Source organism: Psychrobacter proteolyticus, assembly GCF_038155145.1.
Taxonomy (GTDB): Bacteria; Pseudomonadota; Gammaproteobacteria; order Pseudomonadales; family Moraxellaceae; genus Psychrobacter; species Psychrobacter proteolyticus_B.
Map to the genome: position 1 here is coordinate 98,904 of NZ_JBAKAY010000003.1, position 26,742 is coordinate 125,645.

Annotated in this window: 21 protein-coding genes; 11 read left to right on the plus strand and 10 right to left on the minus strand. The window is 44.2% G+C overall.

The features are described from left to right. Positions 1-84: 84 nt before the first annotated feature. A complete protein-coding gene (locus V6252_RS04765; protein WP_341609532.1) occupies positions 85-1,425 on the plus strand; it encodes a glycosyltransferase family 4 protein in 1,341 nt (446 codons plus the stop codon). Between the two features lie 122 nt (positions 1,426-1,547). On the opposite strand, the gene V6252_RS04770 is transcribed toward V6252_RS04765, so the two are convergent. Then, positions 1,548-2,300, minus strand: a complete 753-nt coding sequence (locus V6252_RS04770) for a cupin domain-containing protein (RefSeq protein ID WP_341609534.1) — start codon at positions 2,298-2,300, stop codon at positions 1,548-1,550. After that, the gene (locus V6252_RS04775) at positions 2,275-3,015 is read right to left on the minus strand and encodes a gamma-glutamyl-gamma-aminobutyrate hydrolase family protein (RefSeq protein WP_341609535.1); all 741 of its coding nucleotides are present in this window, start codon (positions 3,013-3,015) and stop codon (positions 2,275-2,277) included. Before V6252_RS04775 ends, V6252_RS04770 begins: the two co-directional genes overlap by 26 nt. A gap of 466 nt (positions 3,016-3,481) precedes the next feature. Here V6252_RS04775 and V6252_RS04780 point away from each other — a divergent pair, with 466 nt between their 5' ends. The 6 genes from V6252_RS04780 (at position 3,482) to V6252_RS04805 (ending at position 11,543) form a co-directional block, all read left to right on the plus strand. Further along, on the plus strand, positions 3,482-4,825 hold the full coding sequence (locus V6252_RS04780; protein ID WP_341609537.1) for a glutamine synthetase family protein: 1,344 nt from the start codon (positions 3,482-3,484) through the stop codon (positions 4,823-4,825). Between the two features lies 1 nt (position 4,826). Continuing rightward, positions 4,827-6,191, plus strand: a complete 1,365-nt coding sequence (locus tag V6252_RS04785) for an FAD-binding oxidoreductase (protein ID WP_341609538.1) — start codon at positions 4,827-4,829, stop codon at positions 6,189-6,191. A 198-nt stretch (positions 6,192-6,389) separates the two neighbouring features. After that, positions 6,390-7,883, plus strand: a complete 1,494-nt coding sequence (locus tag V6252_RS04790) for a Na+/H+ antiporter NhaC family protein (protein WP_341609539.1) — start codon at positions 6,390-6,392, stop codon at positions 7,881-7,883. Between the two features lie 135 nt (positions 7,884-8,018). Then, positions 8,019-8,888 carry an N-carbamoylputrescine amidase gene (gene aguB / locus V6252_RS04795; RefSeq protein WP_425355852.1) on the plus strand — a complete coding sequence of 290 codons (870 nt, stop codon included), beginning with the start codon at positions 8,019-8,021 and terminating at the stop codon, positions 8,886-8,888. Positions 8,889-8,956: 68 nt separating this feature from the next. Continuing rightward, complete coding sequence (aguA, locus tag V6252_RS04800; protein ID WP_341609541.1) at positions 8,957-10,072, plus strand: agmatine deiminase; 1,116 nt, start codon at positions 8,957-8,959, stop codon at positions 10,070-10,072. Between the two features lie 97 nt (positions 10,073-10,169). Next, positions 10,170-11,543, plus strand: a complete 1,374-nt coding sequence (locus V6252_RS04805) for an NAD-dependent succinate-semialdehyde dehydrogenase (protein ID WP_341609542.1) — start codon at positions 10,170-10,172, stop codon at positions 11,541-11,543. Positions 11,544-11,622: 79 nt separating this feature from the next. Here the strand turns inward: V6252_RS04805 and V6252_RS04810 are convergent, their stop codons facing one another. The 4 genes from V6252_RS04810 to V6252_RS04825 all read right to left on the minus strand — a co-directional run bounded on the left by V6252_RS04810 (position 11,623) and on the right by V6252_RS04825 (position 16,314). Next, positions 11,623-13,065 carry an APC family permease gene (locus V6252_RS04810; protein WP_101205684.1) on the minus strand — a complete coding sequence of 481 codons (1,443 nt, stop codon included), beginning with the start codon at positions 13,063-13,065 and terminating at the stop codon, positions 11,623-11,625. Positions 13,066-13,125: 60 nt separating this feature from the next. Continuing rightward, positions 13,126-13,275: a hypothetical protein gene (locus tag V6252_RS04815; protein WP_166739214.1), complete on the minus strand. Its 150-nt coding sequence runs from the start codon at positions 13,273-13,275 to the stop codon at positions 13,126-13,128. Positions 13,276-13,389: 114 nt separating this feature from the next. Then, positions 13,390-14,649, minus strand: a complete 1,260-nt coding sequence (gene gabT, locus V6252_RS04820) for a 4-aminobutyrate--2-oxoglutarate transaminase (protein ID WP_341609545.1) — start codon at positions 14,647-14,649, stop codon at positions 13,390-13,392. Positions 14,650-14,850: 201 nt separating this feature from the next. Further along, a complete protein-coding gene (locus V6252_RS04825) occupies positions 14,851-16,314 on the minus strand; it encodes an NAD-dependent succinate-semialdehyde dehydrogenase (RefSeq protein ID WP_156410706.1) in 1,464 nt (487 codons plus the stop codon). Positions 16,315-16,533: 219 nt separating this feature from the next. On the opposite strand from V6252_RS04825, the gene V6252_RS04830 reads away from it, so the two are divergent. Beyond that, positions 16,534-17,298: an IclR family transcriptional regulator gene (locus tag V6252_RS04830; RefSeq protein ID WP_341609547.1), complete on the plus strand. Its 765-nt coding sequence runs from the start codon at positions 16,534-16,536 to the stop codon at positions 17,296-17,298. 85 nt (positions 17,299-17,383) lie between these two features. Here the strand turns inward: V6252_RS04830 and V6252_RS04835 are convergent, their stop codons facing one another. The 3 genes from V6252_RS04835 to V6252_RS04845 all read right to left on the minus strand — a co-directional run bounded on the left by V6252_RS04835 (position 17,384) and on the right by V6252_RS04845 (position 21,182). After that, a complete protein-coding gene (locus tag V6252_RS04835; RefSeq protein WP_341609548.1) occupies positions 17,384-18,454 on the minus strand; it encodes a histone deacetylase family protein in 1,071 nt (356 codons plus the stop codon). 147 nt (positions 18,455-18,601) lie between these two features. Further along, positions 18,602-19,801 carry a CaiB/BaiF CoA transferase family protein gene (locus tag V6252_RS04840; protein ID WP_425355853.1) on the minus strand — a complete coding sequence of 400 codons (1,200 nt, stop codon included), beginning with the start codon at positions 19,799-19,801 and terminating at the stop codon, positions 18,602-18,604. A gap of 196 nt (positions 19,802-19,997) precedes the next feature. Further along, positions 19,998-21,182 (minus strand): acyl-CoA dehydrogenase, encoded by a 1,185-nt coding sequence (locus tag V6252_RS04845; protein ID WP_191113865.1) that lies wholly within the window; start codon positions 21,180-21,182, stop codon positions 19,998-20,000. A 176-nt stretch (positions 21,183-21,358) separates the two neighbouring features. Here V6252_RS04845 and V6252_RS04850 point away from each other — a divergent pair, with 176 nt between their 5' ends. After that, positions 21,359-22,186, plus strand: coding sequence for an IclR family transcriptional regulator (locus V6252_RS04850; protein ID WP_341609551.1), 828 nt, complete (start codon positions 21,359-21,361; stop codon positions 22,184-22,186). A gap of 73 nt (positions 22,187-22,259) precedes the next feature. Here the strand turns inward: V6252_RS04850 and rtcR are convergent, their stop codons facing one another. Continuing rightward, positions 22,260-23,942: an RNA repair transcriptional activator RtcR gene (gene rtcR, locus V6252_RS04855; RefSeq protein ID WP_341609552.1), complete on the minus strand. Its 1,683-nt coding sequence runs from the start codon at positions 23,940-23,942 to the stop codon at positions 22,260-22,262. 254 nt (positions 23,943-24,196) lie between these two features. Between rtcR and V6252_RS04860 the strand changes: the two genes are divergently transcribed. Next, a complete protein-coding gene (locus tag V6252_RS04860) occupies positions 24,197-25,429 on the plus strand; it encodes an RtcB family protein (protein ID WP_341609554.1) in 1,233 nt (410 codons plus the stop codon). 64 nt (positions 25,430-25,493) lie between these two features. Continuing rightward, a complete protein-coding gene (locus V6252_RS04865; protein ID WP_341609555.1) occupies positions 25,494-26,735 on the plus strand; it encodes a hypothetical protein in 1,242 nt (413 codons plus the stop codon). Positions 26,736-26,742 lie beyond the last annotated feature (7 nt).

Below are 26,742 nucleotides of genomic sequence, written 5' to 3' on the forward strand. Positions count from 1 at the left end.
ATCTTTTTATCTTGATGGTTGAGTTTTAATCGCTTTTAACTGACAATAGCAAATTGATATTACTAACTGGTGACCAACGCTATTATGAAAGTTATGCGCTTACTGTCGTCTCTAAAGCATGATGAATCCGAGCGCGGCATTTTTCATCTTGGGCGGGCATTGGTCAAAAATGAGCATACCTCTATCATTGTCTCTAGTGCCGATGAAGACAATGACTTGGTTAGACGTCTCAAACGTGATGGCAATATATACCATCAGCTACACGTGAATAAAAAGTCCTGGCTATCGCTATTGCAAGTCTCTGCACTGCGGCATTTGATAGAAAAGTACGAACCCGATGTCATTCATGTACATTCGCGTACCCCTGCATGGATATTGCATTTGGCATTGCGCCGCGCACGCGTCAGGCGTTTTCCCAAACTGGTCTCGACCATGTATGGGTTTTATCCTATTAATAAGTACTCTCAGGCTCTACTCAATGTTGATACGATAATCACCGTATCTGATAGTGTCACGCAATACTTAAAAAAAGGACTGCGCATCGAAGACGTAGATCCTAAAGTCATCACGCGTATCTATCGTGGTATCGATACTCGGCGCTACCCTTATCGTCATAACCCTTCGGTTTATTGGTTACGTCATACCTTTGCCGAGTACCCTGAGCTTGAGCACAAAAAATGGCTCGTATTCCCAACCGTCATCGGTAACGAGTATGGGCAAGAATGGCTGATAGATATCTTAGGTAACCTGCAAGAGCAGTTCCCAAATCTTCACGTCATTATTATGGATGAAGACTATAAAGACGGCGATGTCGCTCATGAAGATTTTCGCCAACGTACCAATAGCTTGGGACTGGCTGAGCGCATTACCTATGTGGGTAGCAAGCGTAATGATATGCGGGAATGGCTATCGGCGGCCAATATTGTCATGGCACTTGCTAATGAACCCGAGTCAATCGGTATCAATGCCCTACAAGCCATACATCTAGGTACGCCAGTCATTGGTTGGGATCAAGCTGCCTTTAGCGAGATTTTACAACCGCTCTACCCGCAAGGCTTGGTTAAAAAATACAATGCCAATGCGCTTTGCAAAGCGGTTAGAAACCAGCTAGAAAGTGTCACGCGTCCTGAAATGACCAACAAATTCACCATGCGTGAGATGATTGAAAAGACGCTTGAAGTCTATCAAAGCTTACATGATGCGGCGCTTGCCGAAGAACAAGCCGAAGCAGATGCTATCGCAGTTCGACGCATCAAACGCAGTCTGAAAAAAGCATCTAAACCTGCCCTAAATGTCGCTGTAAAAAATATCGAACCTGTTGCTAAAAATCCAAAAATAAAGCTAACCAAAGAAAAATCGAAGGCAACGGATAATGTCGATACGGTAGATACGACAGAAACAGCAGAAAACAATCAACAGCTATAAGCTAAGCGTTTCATTCGTTACGTAATTTTATAATCAAAAAAAGGCTACTTCTAAAATGGAAGTAGCCTTTTTTGTTCAATCATCACTGGGCAATATCAAACCTAACGAAATTTAGCTTAGGTTTAATAAGTCGTCGGTGTATGGGCACTTATAATACGGGTGATGCTATCGGTAGGATTAATAAAAGTATGCGGCTGAATGGTATCAATCACATAGCTATCGCCTTGATTTAGTAAATAGGTACTGTCTTCGATACGGATAATAATCTTACCCTCGATGACCGTACCAATCTCTTCACCTTCGTGAGCGATTTTTTCCTCTGTTGAACTATTTGGCTGATAGGTCTCGATTAAGAACCCCAAGTTTCTTGTCCTGCTACAGTTATAGACCTGCTTTAGCGACACTTTACTATTGGGTTCATTAAGCTCTAATAGATCTTTTGGCGTTACGATTACTCTAGCCTTTGGCTCTTTCCACTCGTCACTAAAGAAAGTGGTCAGATCAGAACCCAACACTGTCAAAATCGCCTTTAACGTATTGACCGCTGGACTGACCTTATTGCGCTCAATCGAGCTGATAGACGTGTTTGTCAACCCTGACAGTTTTGCCAATTTACGTTGCGAGTAACCTTTTGCTAGACGCAGCTGGTTAATCTTTTTACCAATGTCTTCTTTCAACGACTCATCTGCTTCAGAAGTCGACGCTGCTTCAGAATCATTCAGTTCATCATCGTCGATATCATCTATTTCAATATTAATATCAGCTACATCTTTGTCATCGACACTATCAACATCGTTTTCAATGTTATCACTATCAGTGACAGCAGTTTCTGCCTTACTTTTAGTCGTGCTACTCGGTTTGTGGTTCTCTGGCATGGTGAATAAATTCCGTGAATAGAAATTTGGACAAGCTATCTTGCGCATAATTTAACTCAGGATGCCATTGTACACCAATCATAAATGGATGTTGTAACAAGCTGATAGCCTCTACCAGACCATCAGGCGCTAACGCTTCGACGAATAAACGCTCGCCTACTTTATTGATGGCTTGCTTGTGCAATGAGTTGACGTGCCACTTTTCACCAAATGCTGCCAGCCTTCCTTGAGGTTGAATGATGACGTCATGTATGGGCTGATACTGCACCTCAAGCGGCTGGGTATTGTCTTCTAAATGCTGCTCATAAAACTCACCAATATCACGCCAATCAGGATATAGCGTGCCCCCAAAATGAACATTCATCTCTTGCAAACCTCGGCAAACTGCAAACAGCGGAATGTTTTTTTCGTCTGCATAAGCCAATAATTTGAAGCTCAGCTCATCACGGCCTAGATCTTGTTTGGCTTCGGTATGTGTCGCGCCATAACGAGTTGGGGCGACATTGCTATAACTACCAGTCAATAAGATTCCATCTGCTATTTCGAGCAGCGCATCGAAGTTTTCGCTGTCAGCAGCTGTGTTTGGCAGCAGTATAGGATTCCCACCATAAAAACTTACTGCATCGATATATTTTTGATATACCGCCTGTGCTGGCTGTCCGTCAACCATCTTATGACAAGACACAATAGCAATAATAGGTCTGGAATTTTTCATCTCATTTTCCCTCGTTATAACAACTAGACCTAGGCTGTCTATGTTGTCTAATCCCTTATTTAGCTAAAATTTAACACAACGCCTCGTAAAATGTAAACTATAAACTTCATTAATATCGATATTTATACTAAAAACCCGAATTCGAGTTATTTTAAGATAATTTTAAATAAAAATTGACAATTATAGTTTTCATCCATATATTAAAAGTCAGCAGCAATGATAACCAACATAGTTTAACTTTTAGACTGAATAAAAACGCCTAAGAGCACAGCCTATAAGTCACTAATATCATTGATAAAAAATTTAGCAGTAGTACAAACACCTCATATTCAACCCGTCATTTATCAAATACTCATTTATTAAGTGTTCGTTATAAATGCCACTAGCAGAGAATTTAGACACCACAGCCAAAACGTAGTAGCAGTAACAAACCCAGTAATTCTACAAATTCATAGGAAGAACAGACATGATGACAACCAATGGAATGGTCAAATCTGCAAACAGCACAGAGTACGTCTATGTTGCCGCAGGAGATATCAATGGCTTACTTCGTGGTAAGCGCATCCCTTTTGATCAAATGGAAAAAGCAGAAAACGGTGCAATCCGATTACCTCTGTCAATCTTAGGTGTCGATATATGGGGCGCTGATGTCATCGAGTCTTCGCAGTGCAATGGTGATATCGATGCCATTGCCCGTCCAACTGGTCGTGCTGCTTATCCGCTTCTCAATACCAGTGCCCCTTCATCGCTACTACCTATTTGGTTATATACCGAAGACAATGAACCTTACTACGGTGATGCCCGCCACGTTTTGGACTACATTAGCAAAAAGTTCAAAGCACTGGGACTGACGCCAGTGATGGCAACCGAACTAGAGTTTTATTTAGTTGACTATACCGAGGGAGAGACACCCAAGCCACCTATCCGCCCCAAGAGCGGTCTAAGACTAAATAAAACATCCATCTTAAGTATCAATGACCTATTACAATTCGATGAATTTTTAGACGAAGTGTACGCGCAGTGTGAAAAGCTCGATATCCCTGTGGATGCGGCACTGGCTGAAAATGGTTGTGGTCAGTTTGAGATCAACTTATTACACGTCGATGACCCATTAAAAGCCGCTGACGACGCGATTTTGTTTAAACAAGTGGTCAAAGCCGTGGCAGCTCGTCGCAAGCTTACCGCCACCTTTATGGCAAAACCTTTTGGCCTACAGTCTGGTAATGGCTTTCATGTGCATTGCAGCTTATTAGATAAAGATGGCAACAACGTATTCGATGATGGATCAGATGAAGGCTCAGATATGTTGCGTCATGCCGTTGCTGGCCTGCTTAAGACCATGTCAGATTGCACCTTATTGTTTGCACCGCATGTCAACTCTTATCGCCGCTTTACCCCTGGTACATTGGCGCCAAACAACGTGTCATGGGGTTATGAAAACCGCACCGCAGCTGTACGTATCCCTGGCGGTGACACCAAAGCACGCCGTATCGAACACCGTGTATCTGGCGCAGATGCCAATCCTTATCTCGTTTGTAGCGCAGTATTGGCCGGTATGCTGTATGGTATCGAAAACAAGCTTGAAGCACCTGAGCCGATTAATAGCATTACTTATGATGCAGCAGAACTAAAAACCTTACCGTTGGACTGGCTCTCAGCCATTCGTCAATTTGAGAGCAGCGATGTGGTTGACTCACTATTTCCAAGCGAGATGATTGAGCTATTGATTGCGGTCAAAAAGCAAGAGGCCAAACGTTTTGCTCAGCAAGTGACCAACCTTGAATACCTCACCTATTTACAGGATGTTTGATATGTCAAATGGCAACCAAAGTAGCAATATGGCAACGAACCAAAACCCACCTTCTAACAACACGCGCAATATCCCGCATTACTCAGATAAGGGTCAATACCCTGATAGCTATTATGCAGCCAGCCGCAACCCTAAGCCTGACAGACCAACGCTTAAAAACGATATTCAAGTAGAAATCTGCGTGGTCGGTGGTGGTTATAGCGGCTTATCAACTGCCCTACATCTTGTCGAAACAGATCATGAAGTCGTTGTGCTTGAAGGCGCACAGATTGGTTGGGGCGCATCAGGTCGTAACGGCGGTCAAATCGTCAATGGACTAAATGCCAGCCTGCAAAAAATCAAAAAATCTTACGGGCAACAAAGCGCAGATTTCGTCGGTCAATTAGTGACTCGCGGTGGCAAAATCATTCGCCGGTTTGTCAGTGACTACGATATCAGCTGCGATCTGAAAGAAAAAAATATCTTTGCAGCATTGAATAACGGACAGCTGAAAGACTTACAAGAGACGCATGCACTGTGGGAAAGCCACGGTATGCACGACCGAGAAATGCTAGACAAAAATGGCATTCAAGAGCATATCAAGTCAGATGCTTATGTGGGCGGTGTTATTGACCACTCTGGTGGACATTTCCACCCATTGAACCTTGCATTGGGTGAAGCGGCGGCTATCGAAAAAAATGGCGGTACGATTTATGAAAACACCTTAGTGGTAGATATTGAATACGCTGACGATTCTATCAAAGTCATTACTGAGTTTGGCACGGTGACCTGTAAGCAAGCCGTTCTATGCGGTAACGCTTATCTCAATAAAGTCATTCCTAAGCTGACTGATCGCGTGATGCCAGTGTCGACGCAGATTATCGCGACCGAACCATTGGGTGATTTGGCCGACCAACTGCTCCCTACTGATGTCTGTGTCGAAGATGTGCGCTACATTCTTGACTACTATCGCCTTTCAGCAGACAAACGCATGTTGTTTGGCGGCGGTACGGTGTATGGCGGTCAAGATCCTGCTGATATCACCGCCAAAATCAGACCCAATATGAATAAGATTTTCCCAGAGTTGCGCGATGTGAAAATCGACTACGCGTGGAGTGGTAATTTTGCCCTGTCTTTCTCTCGTGTACCGCAAATGGGCAAACTGCATGAGCGCGTATATTTCGCCCACGGCTATAGTGGACACGGTGTAACAGGCTCTCATCTGTTCGGACAAATCTTGGCTGATGCCATCAATGGCAAAACCAAAGAGTTTGACACCTTTGCACATATACCTTGGATTCCATTCCCAGGTGGCAGGGCTCTACGCGTGCCTTACTCTGTCATGGGCTCATGGTGGTATGCACTAAAAGACACCACCGGCATGTAAATACATGACCAACCGTGCATAAAAGCGGTCGACATAGACAACGCTTTTATCATAAAAACTACTGTTGCCTTGACCTATCACAGTAATGGATTGCTGTGATAGGAAGCTCGATAGAAAGTTGATTCGCTACTGGCTATCGAGCATCAACCACCGAATAGAGTTTGTTTTAAAAAATGAGGTTCTACAGGGAGCGTAAGTATGAACATGAAACTCAATGATGCTGTCGAAGGGCACTATCATAACAAGCGAGTCTTTCTCACCGTAATAGTAGCCGTCGTCATCTATCTGGCCTTTGCTTGGCTATCCATGAGCCGTGGACCAGATGAATCTTGGGGTGCTTTATCTTTATTACCCACATTATTAGTATTAGTCACCGCCATTGTCTCTAGGCGACCGTTTGAATCTATGATTGCAGGCTGCGTCGCTGGCCTTGTGATGCTCAACCCCTTTGATTTGGTTTCCCCCTTTGCAGACAATATGTCGATGGTCTTGGGCAACGAGACCATCATTTGGATTGTCCTCGTCTGTGGTCTGATGGGCGGGTTAATTCAGCTCCTTGAAATCAGTGGCTGCCTAGATGGTTTTAGTGAATGGCTACAGAAAATCATCAAGTCGCGTCGTCAGTCATTGTTGGCCACTTTTGCTTTGGGCGTTGTGGTCTTTATCGATGATTATTTAAACTGTCTTGCCGTATCAACTTCCGTTAAAAAACTCACTGACGTCTATAACGTCTCTCGTGAAAAGCTCGCCTATATCGTCGATTCGACCGCTGCCCCTATGTGTATCATCGTGCCTATCTCTACGTGGGCCGTTTACTTTGCAGGTCTACTAGAAGAAAACGGCGTAGCAGCAGACGGCGAAGGCATTGGACTTTATATCAGCGCTATCCCTTATATGGTCTATGCTTGGTTTGCCTTACTTATTGTATTCTTGGTTGCTTATGGCATATTGGGCGATTGGGGTCCGATGAAAAAAGCAGAGAAACGCGCCAAGGCTGGTAACCCTGTTCCTGAAGCGTTTGTCGAAGAACAACTAATTTCAAACGTCAAAGCCAAACGCAAGCTGTCATTCAAAGCCAACATCGCTAACTTTGCTTTTCCGATGATTCTATTGATTGTCTCAACCGTTTACTTTGAAATCGACCTGTTACGCGGGGCCCTATTGACCTGTTTTGTGACTGTCGTTGTCTACTGGATGCAAGGTATCCTAAGCTTTGAGACACAAGTTGAAGCTATCTTTAAAGGCTTTAAAGTCATGCTCTATCCACTCTCAACCGTTATTGGTGGCTTTTTCTTAAAAGCAATCAACGATGAGCTTGGTATGACTATGTATGTGATTGAAGCTATCACGCCTTATATGACCATTATTATCTTCCCTGCGGTTATCTTTGCGGTCATGGCCTTCTTGACCTTTGCCACTTCATCAAGCTGGGGTCTATACGTGTTGGCGATGCCTATCGTGTTCCCAATATCGCTCGCCCTTGGCGTGAGCACACCACTTATGATTGGCGCCTTGTTATCAGCCTCATCATTCGGTAGTCATGCGTGTTTCTTTAGTGATTCATCATTACTTGCCGCGCAAGGTGCTGGCTGCTCACCCATGCAGCATGCCTTTACCCAGTTCCCGTATGCGATGTTAGGTGCAGGACTGTCCGTCGTGACCTTCTTAGGATTGGGCTATATGATGGCTTAAGCCGATAAAACTTAACCAATATGAGCTTAACTATTGTCGCTATACACTAACGAATGATAAGAAATTGTTCGTTAGCAAATACGAGTCATCATTTACCTATAGTATTACTTATCTATCAATAAAAGGATTGAGATCATGCGAAACGTTACTGTGGCGACCACGCAAATGACATGCGGCTGGGACATCCAGCAAAACATCGCGACCGCGACTGACTTGGTCAGAAAAGCGGCCAACGATGGTGCCAATATTATCTTGCTACAAGAATTGTTTGAGACGCCCTACTTCTGCCAAGTTCATGACTTCGATTATTTTAAACTGGCAACTTCAGTCGAAGATAATGCAGCTATCAATCACTTCAAACAACTAGCGAAAGAGTTAGAAGTGGTACTACCGATTAGTTTTTATGAGAAATCAGGCAATACATTCTTTAATAGCATCACTGTGATTGATGCCGATGGCGAGATACTGGGTACTTATCGCAAAACGCACATACCAGATGGTATTCCTTATGCCGAGAAGTTCTACTTTACCCCTGGTGATACAGGATTTAAGGTTTGGCAAACCAAGTACGCTAAGATTGGTGTCGGTATCTGCTGGGATCAATGGTTCCCTGAATGCGCTCGTAGCATGGCATTGATGGGTGCCGAGTTGCTGTTTTACCCGACTGCCATTGGTGATGAGCCAACACTCGGTATCGACTCAAAAGGCCATTGGCAGCGCTGTATGCAAGGCCATTCCGCCGCCAACCTGATGCCAGTTATTGCAGCCAATCGCATTGGCACAGAAACCATCAGCCAAAATGGCAATGACAGCACGATGCAGTTTTATGGTAGCTCATTCATTACCGACGGCCGCGGCGACATCATAAAAGAAGCCTCAACAGATACTAGCGAAGTGATTAGCACTACCTTTGACTTAGATCAACTGGCTATCGATCGCCAGCAATGGGGTGTGTTCCGTGACCGTCGTCCCTCGATGTATGGCACGCTGCTGACTCACGGTTAATTTGATTTCCGTTTCTTTAGTTTACTCTCACTATTTTTATGGTCGCTCGTGTACGATAAGGTGATTTTATGTCTATATTACTGACAGACTCAACCCCGCAGCAAGATGGCTTTTATATGCCAGCAGAGTTTGAGCCAATACAAAAGGTATGGATGGTCTGGCCATACCGTGCTGATAACTGGCGACAACAAGCGGTCCCTGCCAAGAAAGCTTATGCTGATGTTGCATTGGCAATTAACGAGTTTTGTGAAGTTGGCGTACTGGTCAATCCTGACGATTATCAACAGTGCCGCGATAGCTTACCTGATGATATCGATGTTACCTCTATGCCTAGCAACGATGCATGGGCGCGTGATACCGTGCCGACATTTTTAATCAATGACGCAGGCGAGCTACGCGCTTGTGATTGGACATTCAATGCGTGGGGCGGAGACTATGATGGCCTCTATTCGCCATGGGATGACGATGATAAACTTGCAGAACGCTTGTGTGAGCAGCTAGATATTCCGCGTTATCGAACGGATGACTTTGTCATGGAAGGCGGCGCGTTTCATGTCGATGGTGAAGGCACGGTTCTGACCACGCGTATGTGCCTGCTAAGCCCGGGGCGCAATCCTCATCTGAGCGAGCAGCAAATCGAGGACAAGCTAAAAGCCTATCTCAATGTCCAAAAAGTGCTTTGGATTGATGATGGTATCGATCCTGATGAGACTACAGGTCATATCGATGATATCGCTTGCTTTGCGCGCCCTGGTGAAGTGGTTTGCTTATTCACTGATGATCCTGAAAATCCATTCTATGAAGCAACGCAAAAAGCCTATAAGCAGCTCTCAAATATGATTGACGCAAAAGGCAGACGTCTAACAGTCCATAAGCTGTGCTGTACCCAGCAGCCAGTGACCTTGCCTGATGATTATGACATTGTACAGTCTGATGACGCCAAACCCCGCGTAACGGGTGATGTCTGTATCGCCTCATATGCTAATTTTTTGATTTGTAATGACGCGGTCATCGTACCGCAATATGATGATATAAATGATGTACTCGCCATCGAGCAGCTTGAAAAAGTCTTTCCTCAGCATCAGGTAGTGGGAGTACAAACAAGAGAGATTGTTTTTGGTGGCGGTAATATTCACTGTATTACGCAGCAACAACCAAAACCATCGATCAAAGGCAATAACTAAAAGCATTAATCAAAAGCTTTAATTAAAAGCACCCGAATAAAAATATAGACCCAAATGGATTTTGAATCCAATAATATTTTAAAATAAAGGACATAATATGAGCGATTATCAAGTTAATAACCCAGCCACTGGTGAAGTAGAAGCCACTTACCCTACCGCCACTGAACAAGATATCCAACAAGTCATTGAGCAAGCCGACACTGCTTATCAAGATTGGCGTAAAGTGCCATTAAATGAGCGCAGTGCACTACTGCATAAAATCGCTGATATCTATCTTGAGCGTCAAGACGAGCTATCACGCATCGTCGCCAACGAGATGGGCAAACCTGTTGCCCAAGCAAAAGGCGAAATTGGTCTGGTGGCTGATATCTATCGCTACTATGCAGACAACGCTGAGCAGCTACTAGCGCCAAGCACCATTGATGTAGACTCAGGGTCAGCGTCGGTAGAAAAACACCCTGTAGGCGCGCTACTAGGTATCATGCCGTGGAACTATCCACATTACCAAGTAGCCCGTTTTGTCGCGCCAAACTTTATGGCAGGTAACACAATTATTCTAAAACACGCACCGCAGTGTCCAAACACCGCAGAAGTTATCGTCGATATTTTTAAAGATGCAGGCGTACCTGAGGGCGTTTATAACAATATCTTTGCAACCAATGAGCAATCAGCGACCATCATCAATGACACACGCGTACAAGGTATCTCGCTAACAGGTTCTGAACGCGCGGGACAAGCGGTAGCAAAAGAAGCTGGCGGTGCACTCAAAAAGGTCGTTTTAGAATTAGGCGGTTCAGATGCCTTTATCGTCGCAGCCGATGCCGATATCGAGCAAGCGATACAAGGCGCTATCTCTGGTCGTTTTGGTAATACTGGACAAGCCTGTAACGCAGCCAAGCGTTTGATCGTCATCGAATCAGTCTATGACAAATTCGTCGAAGGCTTTACCAATGCGGTCAGTAACATGACTTTGGCCGACCCGCTTAAAGAAGATACGTTCATTGGTCCAATGTCATCAAAAGCTGCTGCGGTCAACTTGCAAGCGCAGTTAGACAGTGCTATCCAAGCAGGGGCGACAGTATTGGTAGAAGGCGGCATGGACAAAGACAAGCCTGGTGCTTGGTTTAAGCCTGCGGTACTGACAGATGTGACTGAATCCATGGATGTGTATCGTGAGGAGCTGTTTGGCCCTGTGGCGGTCGTCTACAAAGCAAATGACATCGACCATGCTATCAAGATTGCCAACGACGTGCCTTTCGGTCTGGGTGCATCTATTCAAACGCAAGATGCGGCACTGGCTGCTGAAATCGCTGACAAATTAGAAGTGGGTATGGTCACTATCAATGCGCCTTCTGGTTCTGAGGCCAATACGCCATTTGGCGGTGTTAAACGTTCAGGCTTTGGCCGTGAGCTTGGCACTCTTGGCATCACCGAGTTCTTAAATTATAAACTTATCCGTGATAAGTCTTAATAGATTAAAACCTTAGTTAAATAAAAAAAGCCTAACGTTTGACGTTAGGCTTTTTTATGCAAAGGTAATTTAAGTAAGTCTACTTTTTATATGGATTTTCTTTTAACCATTGCTGGTTAGCCGTTTTTAGCTCACGCAGCTCATGATCCATAATATCTTTACTCTTACCAGGATTCTTCATCGTAGCATAACCGTACAATACCCCACCAAGTACGATCCAGCCAAGGAAAATCCACCACTCAATAGCGACAAGTGCTGATGGCATACCTGGTAGATATAGTGCTAACATACCAAGACTGAGGATAATAGTGATAATACCAACCAATTTACCTGCTGGTACTCTAAACGGACGTACCATATCAGGCTCACGGTAACGCAGCACTAAGAATGAAAGAGCCACACAAGTATAAGCAATAACAATACCGAACCCGCCAGCATCTACAATCCATACCAGCATTTTGCGACCAAATAATGGCGCAAGTGTCGCGAGACCACCGATTAATAAAATCGCATTGACGGGCGTATTATATTTCGGATGCAGTTTGCACAAAAACTGCGGCAACATGTGCGTTTTGCCCATAGCATATAGCAGACGACTACCACCGATAAGAAACGCATTCCAGCTTGATAAAATACCTAGCACACCGCCAATAACCAGTAACGTACCAGCCCATTTACCATTCCAAGCATTAGTCATCGCATCAGCCGTTGCCAATGTTGAGTCTTGCGCTTGTAATAGCGGTAAAGTCTTGCCCACACTCCAAGCGACTGCTACATACCAAAGCACCGCAATAATAATAGAGACAATCAAAAACTTACCAATGTTCGGACGAGATAGATTGATTTCTTCTGCAGCTTGGGGAATGACATCGAAGCCAACGAACAAGAACGGTACCATTACCATCACCGTCATGATGCCACCCATACCACCAATAAAGTTAGGCGCTTGTACGGTATTAGAGGTTTCAGGACTGAACAGTAACGCCCCCACGAATAGTAATATACCAACTAGAAAGATACCGACGACTGCTGTTTTTTGGAACCACGCACTGACTTCCATACCGCGTATGTTCAGCCAAGTAACAATCACTGAACCGAGCATCCCGACGCCTACCCAAGTGGCGTAAACATCCCAGCCAGCAACATTCCAAAGATACCCTTGGCTATAATTGGGAATAATATATTCGACGACGGTGGGCAGCGCCACGGCCTCGAACGCGACGACTGAGAAGTAACCGAACAAAATACTCCATGAGCAAATAAATGAGACATTGACCCCTAGTGCTCGGTGGGTATAGGTATGCTCACCGCCAGTAATTGGCATAGAAGCCGCAAGTTCAGCATACGTCACACCAATCAATACAACTACCAGACCACCTATCAAAAAGGCGCTAATTGCGCCCCATATACCTGCCGAGATGATCCAACTACCTGCCAGTACAACCCAGCCCCAACCGACCATTGCACCGAATGCCAGTGCAATGATATCGAACACCCCTAGCGACTTTTTTAATTCAGACATAACCTACTCCTTGTCTGTGTTTCATCCGTGTGAGCCTGTTACAGCTACACTATTTTTGTTTCATGGGATCATACCCATCATGTTTGTTGTGTCTGTCGCGTCGCCGAAAAACTTGTATTTGCCGTCGGTATAGTATTCAAACAGCAAAAACAAAAACGGCGTCTTGACTTGCAAGGCGCCGTTAAAAAACTCACTCAAAGCGAGCGTCATAAGGGCAACCTTGCCGTTATCTTTCATACAATCTTCTAACCAATATCGGTACTTAAACTAGCTGTACTTGGTTAAAAGCGATCCATCGCTAAAGTAAATGACACTCAGTATTGCTTATGCCGTTAGAATACCTTTGATGATATCAAGGCCTTCTTGTAGCACTTCATCTTCAACCGTCAATGGCACCATCACACGAATGGCATTGCCATACATACCACAAGACGCTAGTAGCAAGCCTTGCTCAAATGATTTTGCTTTTAGATTGGCGGCGGCGGGGGCATCAGGTTTGCCTTCGCTATCAATCAGTTCAAACGCTAGCATCGCGCCTTTATAACGGATATGACCGATACTGCTTAGGTTCAAGCCTTTTAAGAACGCGGCGATGGTATCACCAATCACAACACTACGCTCAAGTAAGTTCTCTTCTTCGATCACTTCCATGACTGCAAGCGCCGCCACACAAGCAAGTGGGTTACCAGAGTAAGTACCGCCCAAGCCACCGACTTGCGGCGCATCCATAATGTCAGCACGGCCAATGACCGCAGAGATAGGATAACCACCCGCCAAACTCTTTGCAGCAGTCATTAGATCAGGCTCAACGCCTAGCTGTTCAGTGGCGAACAACGTACCGGTTCTCGCAAAACCACACTGTACTTCGTCAAAAATAAGCACGATGCCATGCTCATCACAAATCTCACGCAACGCTTTAGCAAATGAAGGCGTTACTTGATGGAAACCACCCTCGCCTTGGACTGGCTCAACGATCATTGCTGCCACTTCACTAGGATCGATGTCTGCTTGGAAGATCATATCAAGGCTGTGTAGCGCTTGCGCTTCTGTAACGTTCAACTCTTCTGCAGGGAACAACGCATGGAACACAGGTCCTGGCATCGGGCCAAAGTTCTTTTTGTATGGTAGTACTTTGCCTGTCAGGCTCATACACATCATGGTACGACCATGCCAGCCACCAACAAAAGAAATTACGCCTGGACGACGGGTCTTAGCACGAGCAATCTTGATGCAGTTTTCAACGGCTTCTGCGCCAGTGGTCAAAAAGAACGCTTTAGTATCGCCGCTGATAGGCGCTTTTTCGCATAGCTTTTCAGCCAGATCCACATAGCATTCGTAGTTAATCATTTGCGCCGCAGTGTGCGTAAATTTGTCTAGCTGCTCATGGACACGTTGGGTGATTTTTGGATGGCTATGACCCGTGTTCAATACTGAGATACCACCGACAAAGTCGATATAACGCTTGCCTTCGATGTCCCAGATTTCTGAATTCTTTGCTTTTTCTGCAAAGATAGGAAAGGCAACCCCAAGTCCTGTTGGTAAAACAGCTTTGCGGCGCTCAAGTAATGATTGATTGGTAGTCATGGGAATGTCCTTTTCTTTGTTCGTAACATAAGTGCCATCTAGTGAATGGCGGTTTATTTGATGTTTGTCTTTGTACTTAGTAGATATCACATGGTGCTTGGTTGACCCAAAACACCATAGATATCTAAAAATTTACGCTAGTTTTTTCTTTTTTAATTGTTACTGTGCTAACCATTAATCCAACTCATTAGGTTATAGCTCTTAGGTGATATCAGAGCACCAGTATTTGGTCGTGATATAGTCTTCGATACCGTATTTTGAACCTTCACGGCCAAAGCCAGACTGCTTCACACCACCAAATGGGGCAACTTCTGTAGAAATTAGACCAGTGTTATGACCGATGATGCCGTACTCAAGACCTTCGGTAACGCGCCATGAACGTGCATAGTCACTACTATAGAAGTAAGCGGCCAAGCCATAGATAGTATCGTTAGCAGCACGGATAACTTCTGCTTCGTCTTTGAAGGTAAAGATGGTCGCAATTGGTCCAAAGATTTCTTCAGAAGCGATGTCCATATCACTACTAATATCTGTGATAACCGTTGGGTTATAAGTCAGTTCTGAAGCATCATTGACACTACCACCAGTGACCAGTTTTGCGCCTTTATCTAGCGCATCTTTTAGCAAGGCTTGCACTTTATCTAACGCTTTTTTGTTGATAAGAGGACCAATATCGACGCCCTCTTCTAGGCCGTTACCTACTTTTAATTCAGCGACTTTTTTGACAAATACGTCTAAGAATTTATCTTTGATGCTGTCTTGCACGTATACGCGGTTGGCACAGACACAAGTCTGACCAGCATTACGATATTTAGAAGCGATTAAACCGGCAGCGGCTTTTTCTAGATCGGCATCATCAAAGACGATAAATGGCGCATTGCCACCCAACTCTAACGATAGCTTCTTGATAGTCGGCGCGCATTGTGCCATCAGCGTACGGCCTACTTCTGTAGAGCCTGTGAATGACAGCTTATGAATGCGTGCATCACCTGTTAGGATGTCGCCGATGACAGAAGACTTACCAGTGACGACCTGAATAACGCCAGCTGGAATACCCGCTTGTTCTGCCAATACACCCAGTGCCAATGCCGAATACGGTGTCTCGGTGGCTGGTTTGACAATAATCGTACAGCCTGCTGCGAGCGCAGGAGCAACTTTGCGCGTGATCATCGCAGCTGGAAAGTTCCAAGGCGTAATAGCGGCACAAACACCAACCGGCTGCTTAAGAACGACATGACGTAGCTGTGTGCTATTGGCAGGAATCACATCACCATAGACGCGTTTGCCTTCTTCGGCGAACCAACGGATAAAGCTGTTGGCATAACCTACCTCACCACGTGATTCAGTCAGCGGCTTACCTTGCTCAGCGGTCATGATAATAGCCAAGTCTTCTTTATTGGCATCGATCAAATCAGCCCATTTTTGCAATAACTCTGCACGCTCTTTAGCTGTTTTTGCTGCCCAGTCTGCTTGGACGTCATGAGCATAAGCAACGGCTTCGTTGACATCTTCTGTGGTCAGACTTGGTACAGTACCAATGAGCTCGCCATTAAAAGGATTGTTGACATCAAGCACAGCTTCATCACTAGCGGCATGCCAGCCGTCTTTAATGAAGCAAGATTGTTTGAGTAAATCTGGATTTGATAACTGCAGCGCATGTGACATGTTGACGCTCCTTGTCATATAGGTGTATTTATAAGAATGGATATAATAGTAAGTCGTAAATAATTATTGATAATTTATTTTTTGTTCAATATACTGAACAGGTATTCTATATACGAGACATCATTATAAGAACGATATGATGGGATTTGCAACCCTTAATCTCATTATTTTAAAAATTATCTTGTACTTCTTTCTTTTATTTCACTTTATAGGTTATTTATGAGCTCGACTGCCGTGCCTGCGCTAGACAAAACGTTTCAGATTTTGGACTTGATTACTGATAGCTCACAGCCTTTAACAGCGGCTCATATCGCTAAGGAACTGGGGCTACCTCGTAGCTCTACTCACAACATATTGCAAAGTCTATTGACCAAACATGTCATTTATAAAGACCCTGAAAGTCGCTTTTATTTGGGTTCATATTTGATGTATTGGGCTGGGAAATATGAGCAACAACAAGGCGTCACCCAGTTGTTTAAAGATTTGATTGTGCAGTATCCGGTGCTCCTTCAGCACACGGTTACCTTGTCAAAACTTGATTTGGGCGAAGTGGTGTTTTTGGCTTGTCATGAGTCGCCTGCGCCGCTTGGCTTTACTTTTCGTGCAGGCGTTCGCGTACCTGCCGTATTTTCGGCGACAGGCAAAGCCATGCTATCGACGTTGTCAATGGACAGTATAAAATCATTATACAAAGACACGTTTCCAACGCCGATGACCCAGCATGGGGTCAAGAATTTTACCGATTTGGCAACTGAGCTTGCAGCGATACAAGAAAGCCGAGTATCTCTCGATGATGGACAGTTGCGCGATGGGATGTACTGCTTGGGGACTTATATTCGTAACGCATCAGGAAATGCGGTCGCTGGTATGGCGGTGAGTTTTTTGCAAGGAGAGTATGAGTCTAAACGGGCTGAGGTCAGTGCGGTATTGGTTGAATTGGCCGAGCAAATTGAGCAGCATTTAGGTTTTACTGAGAATTCATAATTGATAACTGACATGAATCTATAAAACATAGTTCGCAAAGTGTAGTGGTAAACTCTGCGACCTATTTTATTACTTTTAATTTGGTTTAAATACTACTGCCGTTATTGCTGTTCTCGTCCATCAGTCCTAATAGGAATGCTTGTAGATTATCATTGAGCTTTTGAATGTAATAACCACCTTCCAATAAGACGATCAATGGCTTGTTTAGCGCTTTCATTTTTTGTGCCAATATTTTAAACCCTTCTGTACTAACAGCACATCTTGCTTCTGGATCGTTTTCGTAGACATCAAAGCCCAGTACGTGAACTATCACATCAGGATCAAATAACGCCACCGCCTCAATAGATTTATCAATATATTCAAAGAAACCTGCTTCATCAGTACCATGTGGCATCGGGAAATTGATGTTGTAGCCCTCACCTTCGCCTATGCCTTTTTCAAACGCATGCCCTGTCACTGCTGGATAAAAATTAACGGGGTCACCATGTACTGAAGTATAAAGCACGTCTTTGCGGGCGTAGAATATTTCTTGGATACCCTGTCCGTGATGCATGTCCGTATCTATAATGGCGATTTTTGCGTATTTCTGCCGTAGATGTTCGGCGATGATGGCAGCATTATTAAGATAGCAAAACCCACCCGCAGCGCTCTTACGCGCGTGATGACCAGGCGGCCGTGAAAAGCAAAGCTGTATATGACTGTCAGCACGCTCAGCGTCTGTTACTTTATCATTTAGCAATGCTTCGGCTGCGTTAAGTGCTGTTTGCGCTGACCAATAGATAGATGTCCAAGAATGCTCACTAATGGGCGCACTGTCATCTGCTTGATACTTAGCTGCTTTTGCCATGATGCCAATACCAGGATTATCATACGGTACAAAAATCCCTGTCTGCACCTGCGCACCCAAGTCTTCCCCTACTGCCATCCATTCATCATAGCCATGCTTAAGAAACTCAACATAACCAAAATCATGTACCGCTAATATAGGCCCGGTGCCAACATCGATAGCATTCGTCACCTCTAAGCCCAATGCAGCTGGCGCTTTCAAAAACTCGACCATACGTTCTGGTATCTCTAACGGCTCATGTATCTTTCCATAAGAAAAATATGGCAGCGGTCTATGCAGGCTTAAATTTTCATGGCTGTATATTTTCATGCTCAACATTCCTTGTTTGACACTACTTGGTTTTGCATTATTTGTTGTGATACTGCTGTATTTAACACTGCTTTATTTAAGAAGTTCCATTTTCTAGCTGTTATTTTGAGCATCTATTCCTGCAAGTATACTACTGCAAACGACGCACTAAACAATACCATCAGCTTTTAGCTTAGCGATCATCTCACTGTCATAACCCAAATCAGCAAGTGTACTATCAGTATGTTCGCTTAACTGCGGTGGCGGCGTACGATAGCTGACTGGTGATGCGGATAATTTGATAGGATTGCCAAGTGCACGTACTGGACTGCCTTGCTCGGTGAAATTAACGATCATCTCACGTGCTTGCGCTTGCGGCATGGCCAAGGCTTCAGCCACGTTATGAATCGCGCCGCATGGAATACCTGCCTGATCTAGCACTTCTAGCCAATAGGCGCGTGGCTGCTTGGCAAAATACTTAGTCAGCTCCCCGCACAGCAGTTCGCGATTGGCAACGCGTTGTGGATTGGTCGCAAAGCGCTCTTTGGTATGCCAATCAACTGCGAGCACCTCACACAGTTTGGCAAACTGACTGTCGTTACCACAGGCTAAAATAAAGTGCTGCTCGCCCTCGCCCGCAAATACTTGATACGGCACGATATTAGGATGCTGATTACCCAACCTTGGCGGTATCTTATCGGATGCCAAATGATTCATGCCGACATTGGCCAGCATAGCCAGTGCACTGTCGAGCAATGCCACATCGACATGTTGACCAACACCCGTATTTTGACGCGCCAATAGTGCCGCCTGAATACCAATCGTCAACTGCAAACCTGCAAACAAATCGACGACTGCCACGCCAACTTTGTGCGGCTCGCCATCGCTTGGACCCGTGATACTCATCAGCCCTGATAATCCTTGGATAATATAATCATAGCCGGGGCGTTTGGCATCGGGACCTGTCTGCCCAAAGCCTGTCAATGACGCATAAATCAGCCGCGGATTAGACTGTTTTAGACTGTCATAATCCAAGCCGTATTTTTTCAGACCACCAACTTTAAAGTTCTCAACCAAAATATCACTCTCAGCGATTAGCTGCTTAATGATTGTTTGCCCTGTCGGCGTAGTGATATCTACCGTCAGTGATTTTTTATTGCGGTTAATCGTAGCGTAATAAGCAGAGGTGTTATCGCTGAATGTTGGCGGTGCCCAATGACGCGTCTCATCACCGATATGCGGACGCTCAACCTTGATAACTTCGGCACCAAGGTCAGCAAGTACTTGTGTACAAGAAGGGCCCGCTAGCACTCTCGATAAATCAAGCACCTTGATACCATGCAATGCGCCCTCTGTCATATCAGTCATGAGATTCCCTTACTCTGTCGCGTGTTTTTTGACTTTTTAATCATAAAATTGTTCTTCAGGATGTAATTGCTAAGTAGTTACATCCTGAATAACAACTGAAAAACGTACGCTACTGCTTATATATGCTTCGTAAAAAGCCAAACAATAACGTACGTCAGGGCATGTTCCAAATCTGAACATTTAACTTAAATTCAGTTTAGAAGAATGCTTGAATACCTGTCTGTGCACGGCCTAGGATAAGCGCATGAATATCATGTGTACCCTCGTAAGTATTGACGGCTTCCAAGTTCATCACGTGACGGATGATATGGAATTCATCAGAGATACCGTTACCGCCATGCATATCACGAGCGATACGAGCGATATCAAGTGCCTTGCCGCAGTTATTACGTTTAATGAGTGAAATCATTTCAGGTGCTGCATTGTCTTCATCCATCAGACGACCCACGCGTAGCGCTGCTTGTAGACCTAAGGTGATTTCTGTCTGCATATTGGCAAGCTTCAACTGTACCAACTGTGTTGCCGCTAGCGGACGACCAAACTGCTTACGATCGAGCGTATACTGACGGGCGGCTTTCCAGCAGAATTCAGCCGCACCCATCGAACCCCAAGCGATACCATAACGGGCTTTATTCAAGCAGCCAAATGGCCCTTTTAGACCACGGATATCTGGGAAAGCATTGGCTTCAGGGACGAATACTTTGTCCATGACAATCTCACCCGTGACTGATGCACGTAGTGAGAATTTGCCTTCGATTTTCGGCGCAGATAAGCCTTTCATGCCTTTGTCTAAAACAAAACCGCGAATCTCACCCGCATCATCTTTTGCCCACACGACAAATACGTCAGCGATAGGACTGTTGGTGATCCACATTTTATTACCCGTCAACTCATAGCCACCGTCCACTGCGCGCGCACGAGTAGACATTGATGAAGGATCTGACCCTGAGTCTGGCTCAGTCAAACCAAAGCAGCCAACGTACTCACCCGAAGCAAGTTTAGGCAAATAACGCTCTCTCTGCTCTTCAGTACCGTACGCCCAAATAGGATGCATAACCAAGCTTGACTGTACGCTCATCGCTGAACGGTAGCCCGAATCAACCGCTTCCACTTCCTTGGCAATCAGACCATAGGCGACACTCGATAAGCCAGCACAGCCATAACCTTCAATCGTGACACCAAGCAGACCCATTTCACCCATTTGACGCATGATATTACGGTCAAAATTCTCGTTGCGATTGGCCTCGATAATGCCAGGCATCAGCTCTTTTTGAAAAAACTGACGCGCGCTGTCGGTGACCATACGCTCTTCTTCAGTGAGCTGGTCACGTAGTAAAAAAGGATCTTCCCAATCAAAGCGTGGGCTAGTAGATGTTGCCATGTGGATCTCCTTGGTATCAGTCATCCTGACTGACGAATAGTGATTGATACAACATTTGGCCTAACAAGTCATTGACTTCGTTATTCCGCTGTGCGAAACTTAGTTTCATAATTTAAAACCATTTAACCAAACTTTCGCTGCGCTGTAAACCTTTATCAAAAAAATATGAGTATAAAATGACGAAACCCTTATCAACAGCTACTCCGCTACTCGAACGCATGCATGCAACAATGAGTCAAAATAAGGAAGAGAATGACCGACAGTTTGTAACTGCATTGGGACGGGGACTGATCATACTGGCGGCTTTTGAGCATAATGAGCGGCTCACCCATCAACAGCTATGTCAAATGACCGAACTACCGAAAGCAACCATTACTCGCCTTATCCATACTTTGACTACGCTTGGTTTTTTACGCGTAACTGAGCATGGACAGTATCAATTGGGCAGTAGTGCGGTACGCCTAAGCGCGACCGCATGGAGTCGTCATGATATGGTTGCAGCAGCTGAACCACTATTACGACAGTTCGCTAGTGAAAATGAAGTATCGGTGAATTTGGCAACCGAAGTCGAAGGAGAAATGCGCTATCACGCCTGCTGCCGTAGTCCTGCACGCCTATCGGTCAACTTGCAAGTTGGCTCAGCGGTACCGGTCGCACGTACTGCCATTGGCCGGGCTTTTTATGCGGTAAGCTCGCAAGCAAGACAGGCTGTCATCATTAGTAATCTACAAGAGCATTTATCTACCGAGGATTATAACCACGCGCAAACTGCCCTAGCCAGCGCGGCAGAGCATTATGAAAAGTATGGCTATACTGTGTCTGATGGAGAGTTTTCTACTGACATATTAGCAGTCGCAGTTGGCGTATATGATGTCGCAACAGGACAATACGCGTATTCGCTGAATGCCAGTGTGCCAAGTGCCAACTGGAAAGCAGGCGACTATGCGGCAATGATAGTGCCGAAATTGCAGGCGTTGGCGGAGCGGATTGGTTCGGGCGTTTAAAAGAGAATAAACCATAAAGCTATAGTATAAGTATCTTGACTTAGTTGATGGGTTTTATCTTATGAAAGATGCTTCATTTTAACCCATCAAATCTCAGCCCAAATTTCATTAGATACTTACGCAATCTATCACTATCGTTCGGGCTTTTTAGCTTATCGCGTGAGTTGGCATACAGATAGCGCCCAGCCGCCGCTTGATTTTTATGGTTAATACAAATCTCAATCACATACGCCAATTGCACCGCATCAAACGGATCAATAGTCGCAAGAGTTTCCTCATCTAGATATTTTATTAAAATATTATGGCTACCCTGCTCGATGGTTTCGCTATCTAAAGTAGCACTTTTCTTACTTAAACTATTCGAACCATTTAAACGATCAGGCAGCTCCCAAAGATGCGTTAAGCGCTCAATCTCCGCTTGCACATCATCATTACGAATCACTTTACTCTCAGCCAGCGTGGTCAGGCGTATCATACTGGCGGTCAAATCACGGAAGTTCCCTTGCCATGTCGCATCCTGACTCATTGCAAAGCTTTCATACAGCTGCCTTGATTCTGGGGTGAATCGATATTGCTGCTGCTGCTCGCTACCGAGGCGTGCTAGCTCATAGTCGATATTGGCAGGTAAGTCCTCTAGCCTATCTTTCAGCGATGGCAAAAAGAACGTCCATGTATTAAGACGCGCAAATAAATCTGCCCGAAACTCGCCATTAGCGACCGCTTGCCGCAAGTTTTTATTGGTGCCTGCCATTAGCTGAAACGACACGCTAATCGGCGTATCACTACCGAGCGGATAAAAGCGCTGCTCCTCCAGTGCGGTTAATAGCATCGCTTGCTCATCAAGCCCTAACTCACCGATTTCATCTAAGAATAACAAACCACCATCAGCTGATTTTAGCAGTCCATCACGGCTCGACGCAGCTCCCGTGAAGGCACCTTTGACATGACCGAATAACACACTCATGGCGGTGTCACCACGCAGCGTGGCGCAGTTGATCTCGACGAATTGTTCAAGCGTGTTTTTGCCTTGCGTGCTGTTAACTTTGGCTTTTTTGAGCGCGTAAATTTGGCCTGCCAGTTGCGACTTGCCCGCTCCTGTTGCGCCCATCAATAATATGGGTGCGGTTGAGCGGGTCGCGACCTTTTCGATATCAGAGATGAGTTTTTGATAAGCGGCGTTTTGGGTGACTAGATCGGCTTGCAAGGTTTGCCAATGTTGGGCTTTTTCTGCTTCAAAGCGTTCACGTAATCCATCATATCGTGAGACATCCAAATCAATCACTTGATAGCGCCCTTGCGGATCGGCTTGCTCAGGTCTTGGGCAAGGAGAGGTCTGAATCAAATCAGCGGGAATAAAGCCCGCCTCTACCAATAAGAACCAGCAAATCTGCGCCACATGCGTACCTGTGGTCAGATGCAGCAAGTAATCGGTACTGTCCTGAAAATCGAACCCTGCGGCAAAATCATACAACTCAGCATAAACGTCGGCAAAATCCCACGGACTAATCAATGCCACATGATGGCCAATCACTTGTGTCTGCGGACTAACCTGCGCCACGTCATCGACAATTATTTTAAACAGGCGCTTATCGCGCTTGCTATATAAGATATGCAGCTCATCGACCAGTAGCTCGTCATGCAGACCTAGACTCACTGTTGGACGCCAACGTTGCCAACGCTTATCATTAAAGCCATTATCTAAGGTAGTACCGAGGAAGCCGATGACGGCGGTTTTGTTGTTCGAAACACTATTCATAATATTACTTATCACTGATTATCATTAGTAAATAATATATTATTTTCTATTTAGTTAGATTTATTTCTATATATTTTTAGACCATGGTTAAGTAAATTTATCTATTTGAAAAACATGTAATAATTAAACCATTTACTATCAATCACTTACAAATAAATTGCAAATATCATAAAAACTTGGCACGCCCTTAGCATTATATAAAGTAAGAATTACCTTTAATAATAAACAAACTTTGCACTGCTAAGGAATACAACATGCAACCAACCACTCATAACATCATTCAAGACGGTGGAACGCCTATCAGACTTTGGACTAAGGGCGTCCCTGTCGATCCAAAAGCACACGATCAATTGATCAAAGCATCAAAAATGCCATTTGTATATAAATGGCTTGCGGTAATGCCCGATGTACATGTCGGTATCGGCGCGACTATCGGTACGGTATTGCCAACCAAAGAAGCGATTATTCCAGCGGCAGTTGGCGTCGATATCGGCTGCGGAATGATGGCCGTACAAACCACCCTAACCGCAAACGATTTGCCAGATAGCTTGCTTGGTCTGCGTACCGAACTAGAAAAAGCCATTCCACATGGTCGTAGTAAAACGCGTGGTCGCGGGTCACGCCGCGATGTCGGCGCATGGGCAAACCCTGATGATACCGTAATGAACGGTTGGGGAACGCTGGTTGATGACTTTAACTATATAACCCAAAAGCACCCTCGCCTAAAAAATACCAATAACCTTAATCATTTGGGTACGTTGGGTACGGGGAACCATTTCGTCGAGGTGTGCCTTGATGAGACCAACCAAGTTTGGATCATGCTGCACTCAGGCTCACGCGGTGTGGGTAATGCCATCGGTCGTTATTTTATTGAGCTGGCACGTGAGGACATGCGCAAGTGGTTTATCAACTTGCCTGATAAAGATTTGGCCTACTTTGCCGAGGGTACAGAGCATTTCGATGACTATTGGTTTGCGGTGGGTTGGGCGCAGCGTTTTGCCTTTAAAAACCGTGAAATCATGATGGGAAAAGCCATCAAAGCGCTACACCACATCATACCTAAACCATTTGATGCAGCCGTAAAAGCAGTGAACTGTCATCATAACTATGTAGAAAAAGAACAGCATTATGGCGAGGAAGTATTTGTGACCCGCAAAGGCGCTGTCCGTGCACGCGTTGGTGAATATGGAATTATTCCGGGGTCAATGGGTGCCAAATCATTCATCGTACGCGGTAAAGGGAACGAAGAATCGTTTTGCTCTTGCTCGCATGGCGCAGGTCGTATCATGTCACGTACCGAAGCGAAAAAGGTATTTACGGTCGCCGATCAAATTGCACAGACCGAGGGCGTAGAATGCCGAAAGGACGCGGATGTGATTGATGAGATTCCAGCGGCTTATAAAAATATTGATGACGTGATGCAAGCACAAAGTGATTTGGTAGAAGTAATACATACACTGCGTCAGGTGGTTTGTGTTAAGGGGTGATTCCACCTTATCCAATTTATTATAGTAAAAATAATCTTAAATAAAATTTAAAAGGGCTAGTATCATGATTGTAAGATCTTATTTCAAATGTCTAACGTGTGATCAAATTAATGTTTTCAGAGTTCAAATTGGTCACTCAAATATTCAAAAGCACGAAATAGCTTGTATTGAATGCTATGAAAACTTAGCTTTTAATCTACACCTAAATCAAAGTTTAGGTGATATTGAAGGATTTGAAACTATTGAAAACTGTGAGTTGATAAAACGTAAAAATGTCAACAACTATGATGAGCTGCCTGTCAGATACTTATCTGATGAGATATTAGCATCTAAATCTGAAATCAGTAGTGAGTTGTCTTTCCCTTCAGGAAGAGTGGTACATAATATTATGGAAATGATAAAGTCAGGAAATTTATCAAACTTTGAAATTCAATCACAACCTCATGTGAGTATTGTCGATGATTGGGAAATCTTACGTAAAGCTTGGAACTTAGAAAACAACAATAAAAAAGACTTATCTATAGAAAAGTTGGCTTCCTTAAGTTTTAAGGATGGACTCTTAGACTTGGACGTTGAAAGTGCTTTGTATGAGTTTATATATAAGTTTTTATCTGTAAGTGATAACTCATTATCTTTATTTGAAAATGCACTTAATTTTACACAGACTATTGCTAGGACAGAGTTAAACGAACTTAAAGAGCATTATAAAAGTGTAAAATCTGATCGTATGAGAAGAGCTTTGGATATTTTCCTTCAATTTTTTAATAATTTTAGTCAATTTTCACAAGTAAAATTTTCCGAGTACCTTCCGGAAGATTTGGTTGTAACATCAAAATCCTTTGAAAAAGTAAAGATGTTTTATGGTAATTGCTTTGAACATATAACTAGTAATATTGAAACTCTTGCTTGCTTAAATAATATTGTTGAGGGTAGAAATTTTGATCAGTTTGAATCTATGAATTTAAAAAAATACAACAAAATAGATAAATCAAATAAAGCTAACCCCTTAAAGAACAACTCTAACTATTACAACCTCTTCAAAGATATTGATAGTCAGTTAAGAAATGCATCTCACCACGGACATATTTTCTGTGAAGAAGATACGGTCAAATATAGATTGAACAATGGTCAAGATTATAAAGAAATATCTTATACAGACTATCTAAAGAAATGTACATCAATCTTTCACTCATTCTGTATTTTGACTGCCATAGAAATTTATTTGGATAAAATTGCTTTTATTGAAACTAAGAAAGCTAATGGATTAAATCCTTTAGCGCAGGCAATAAAGCAAGCCAATCTTTAGAAGAAGA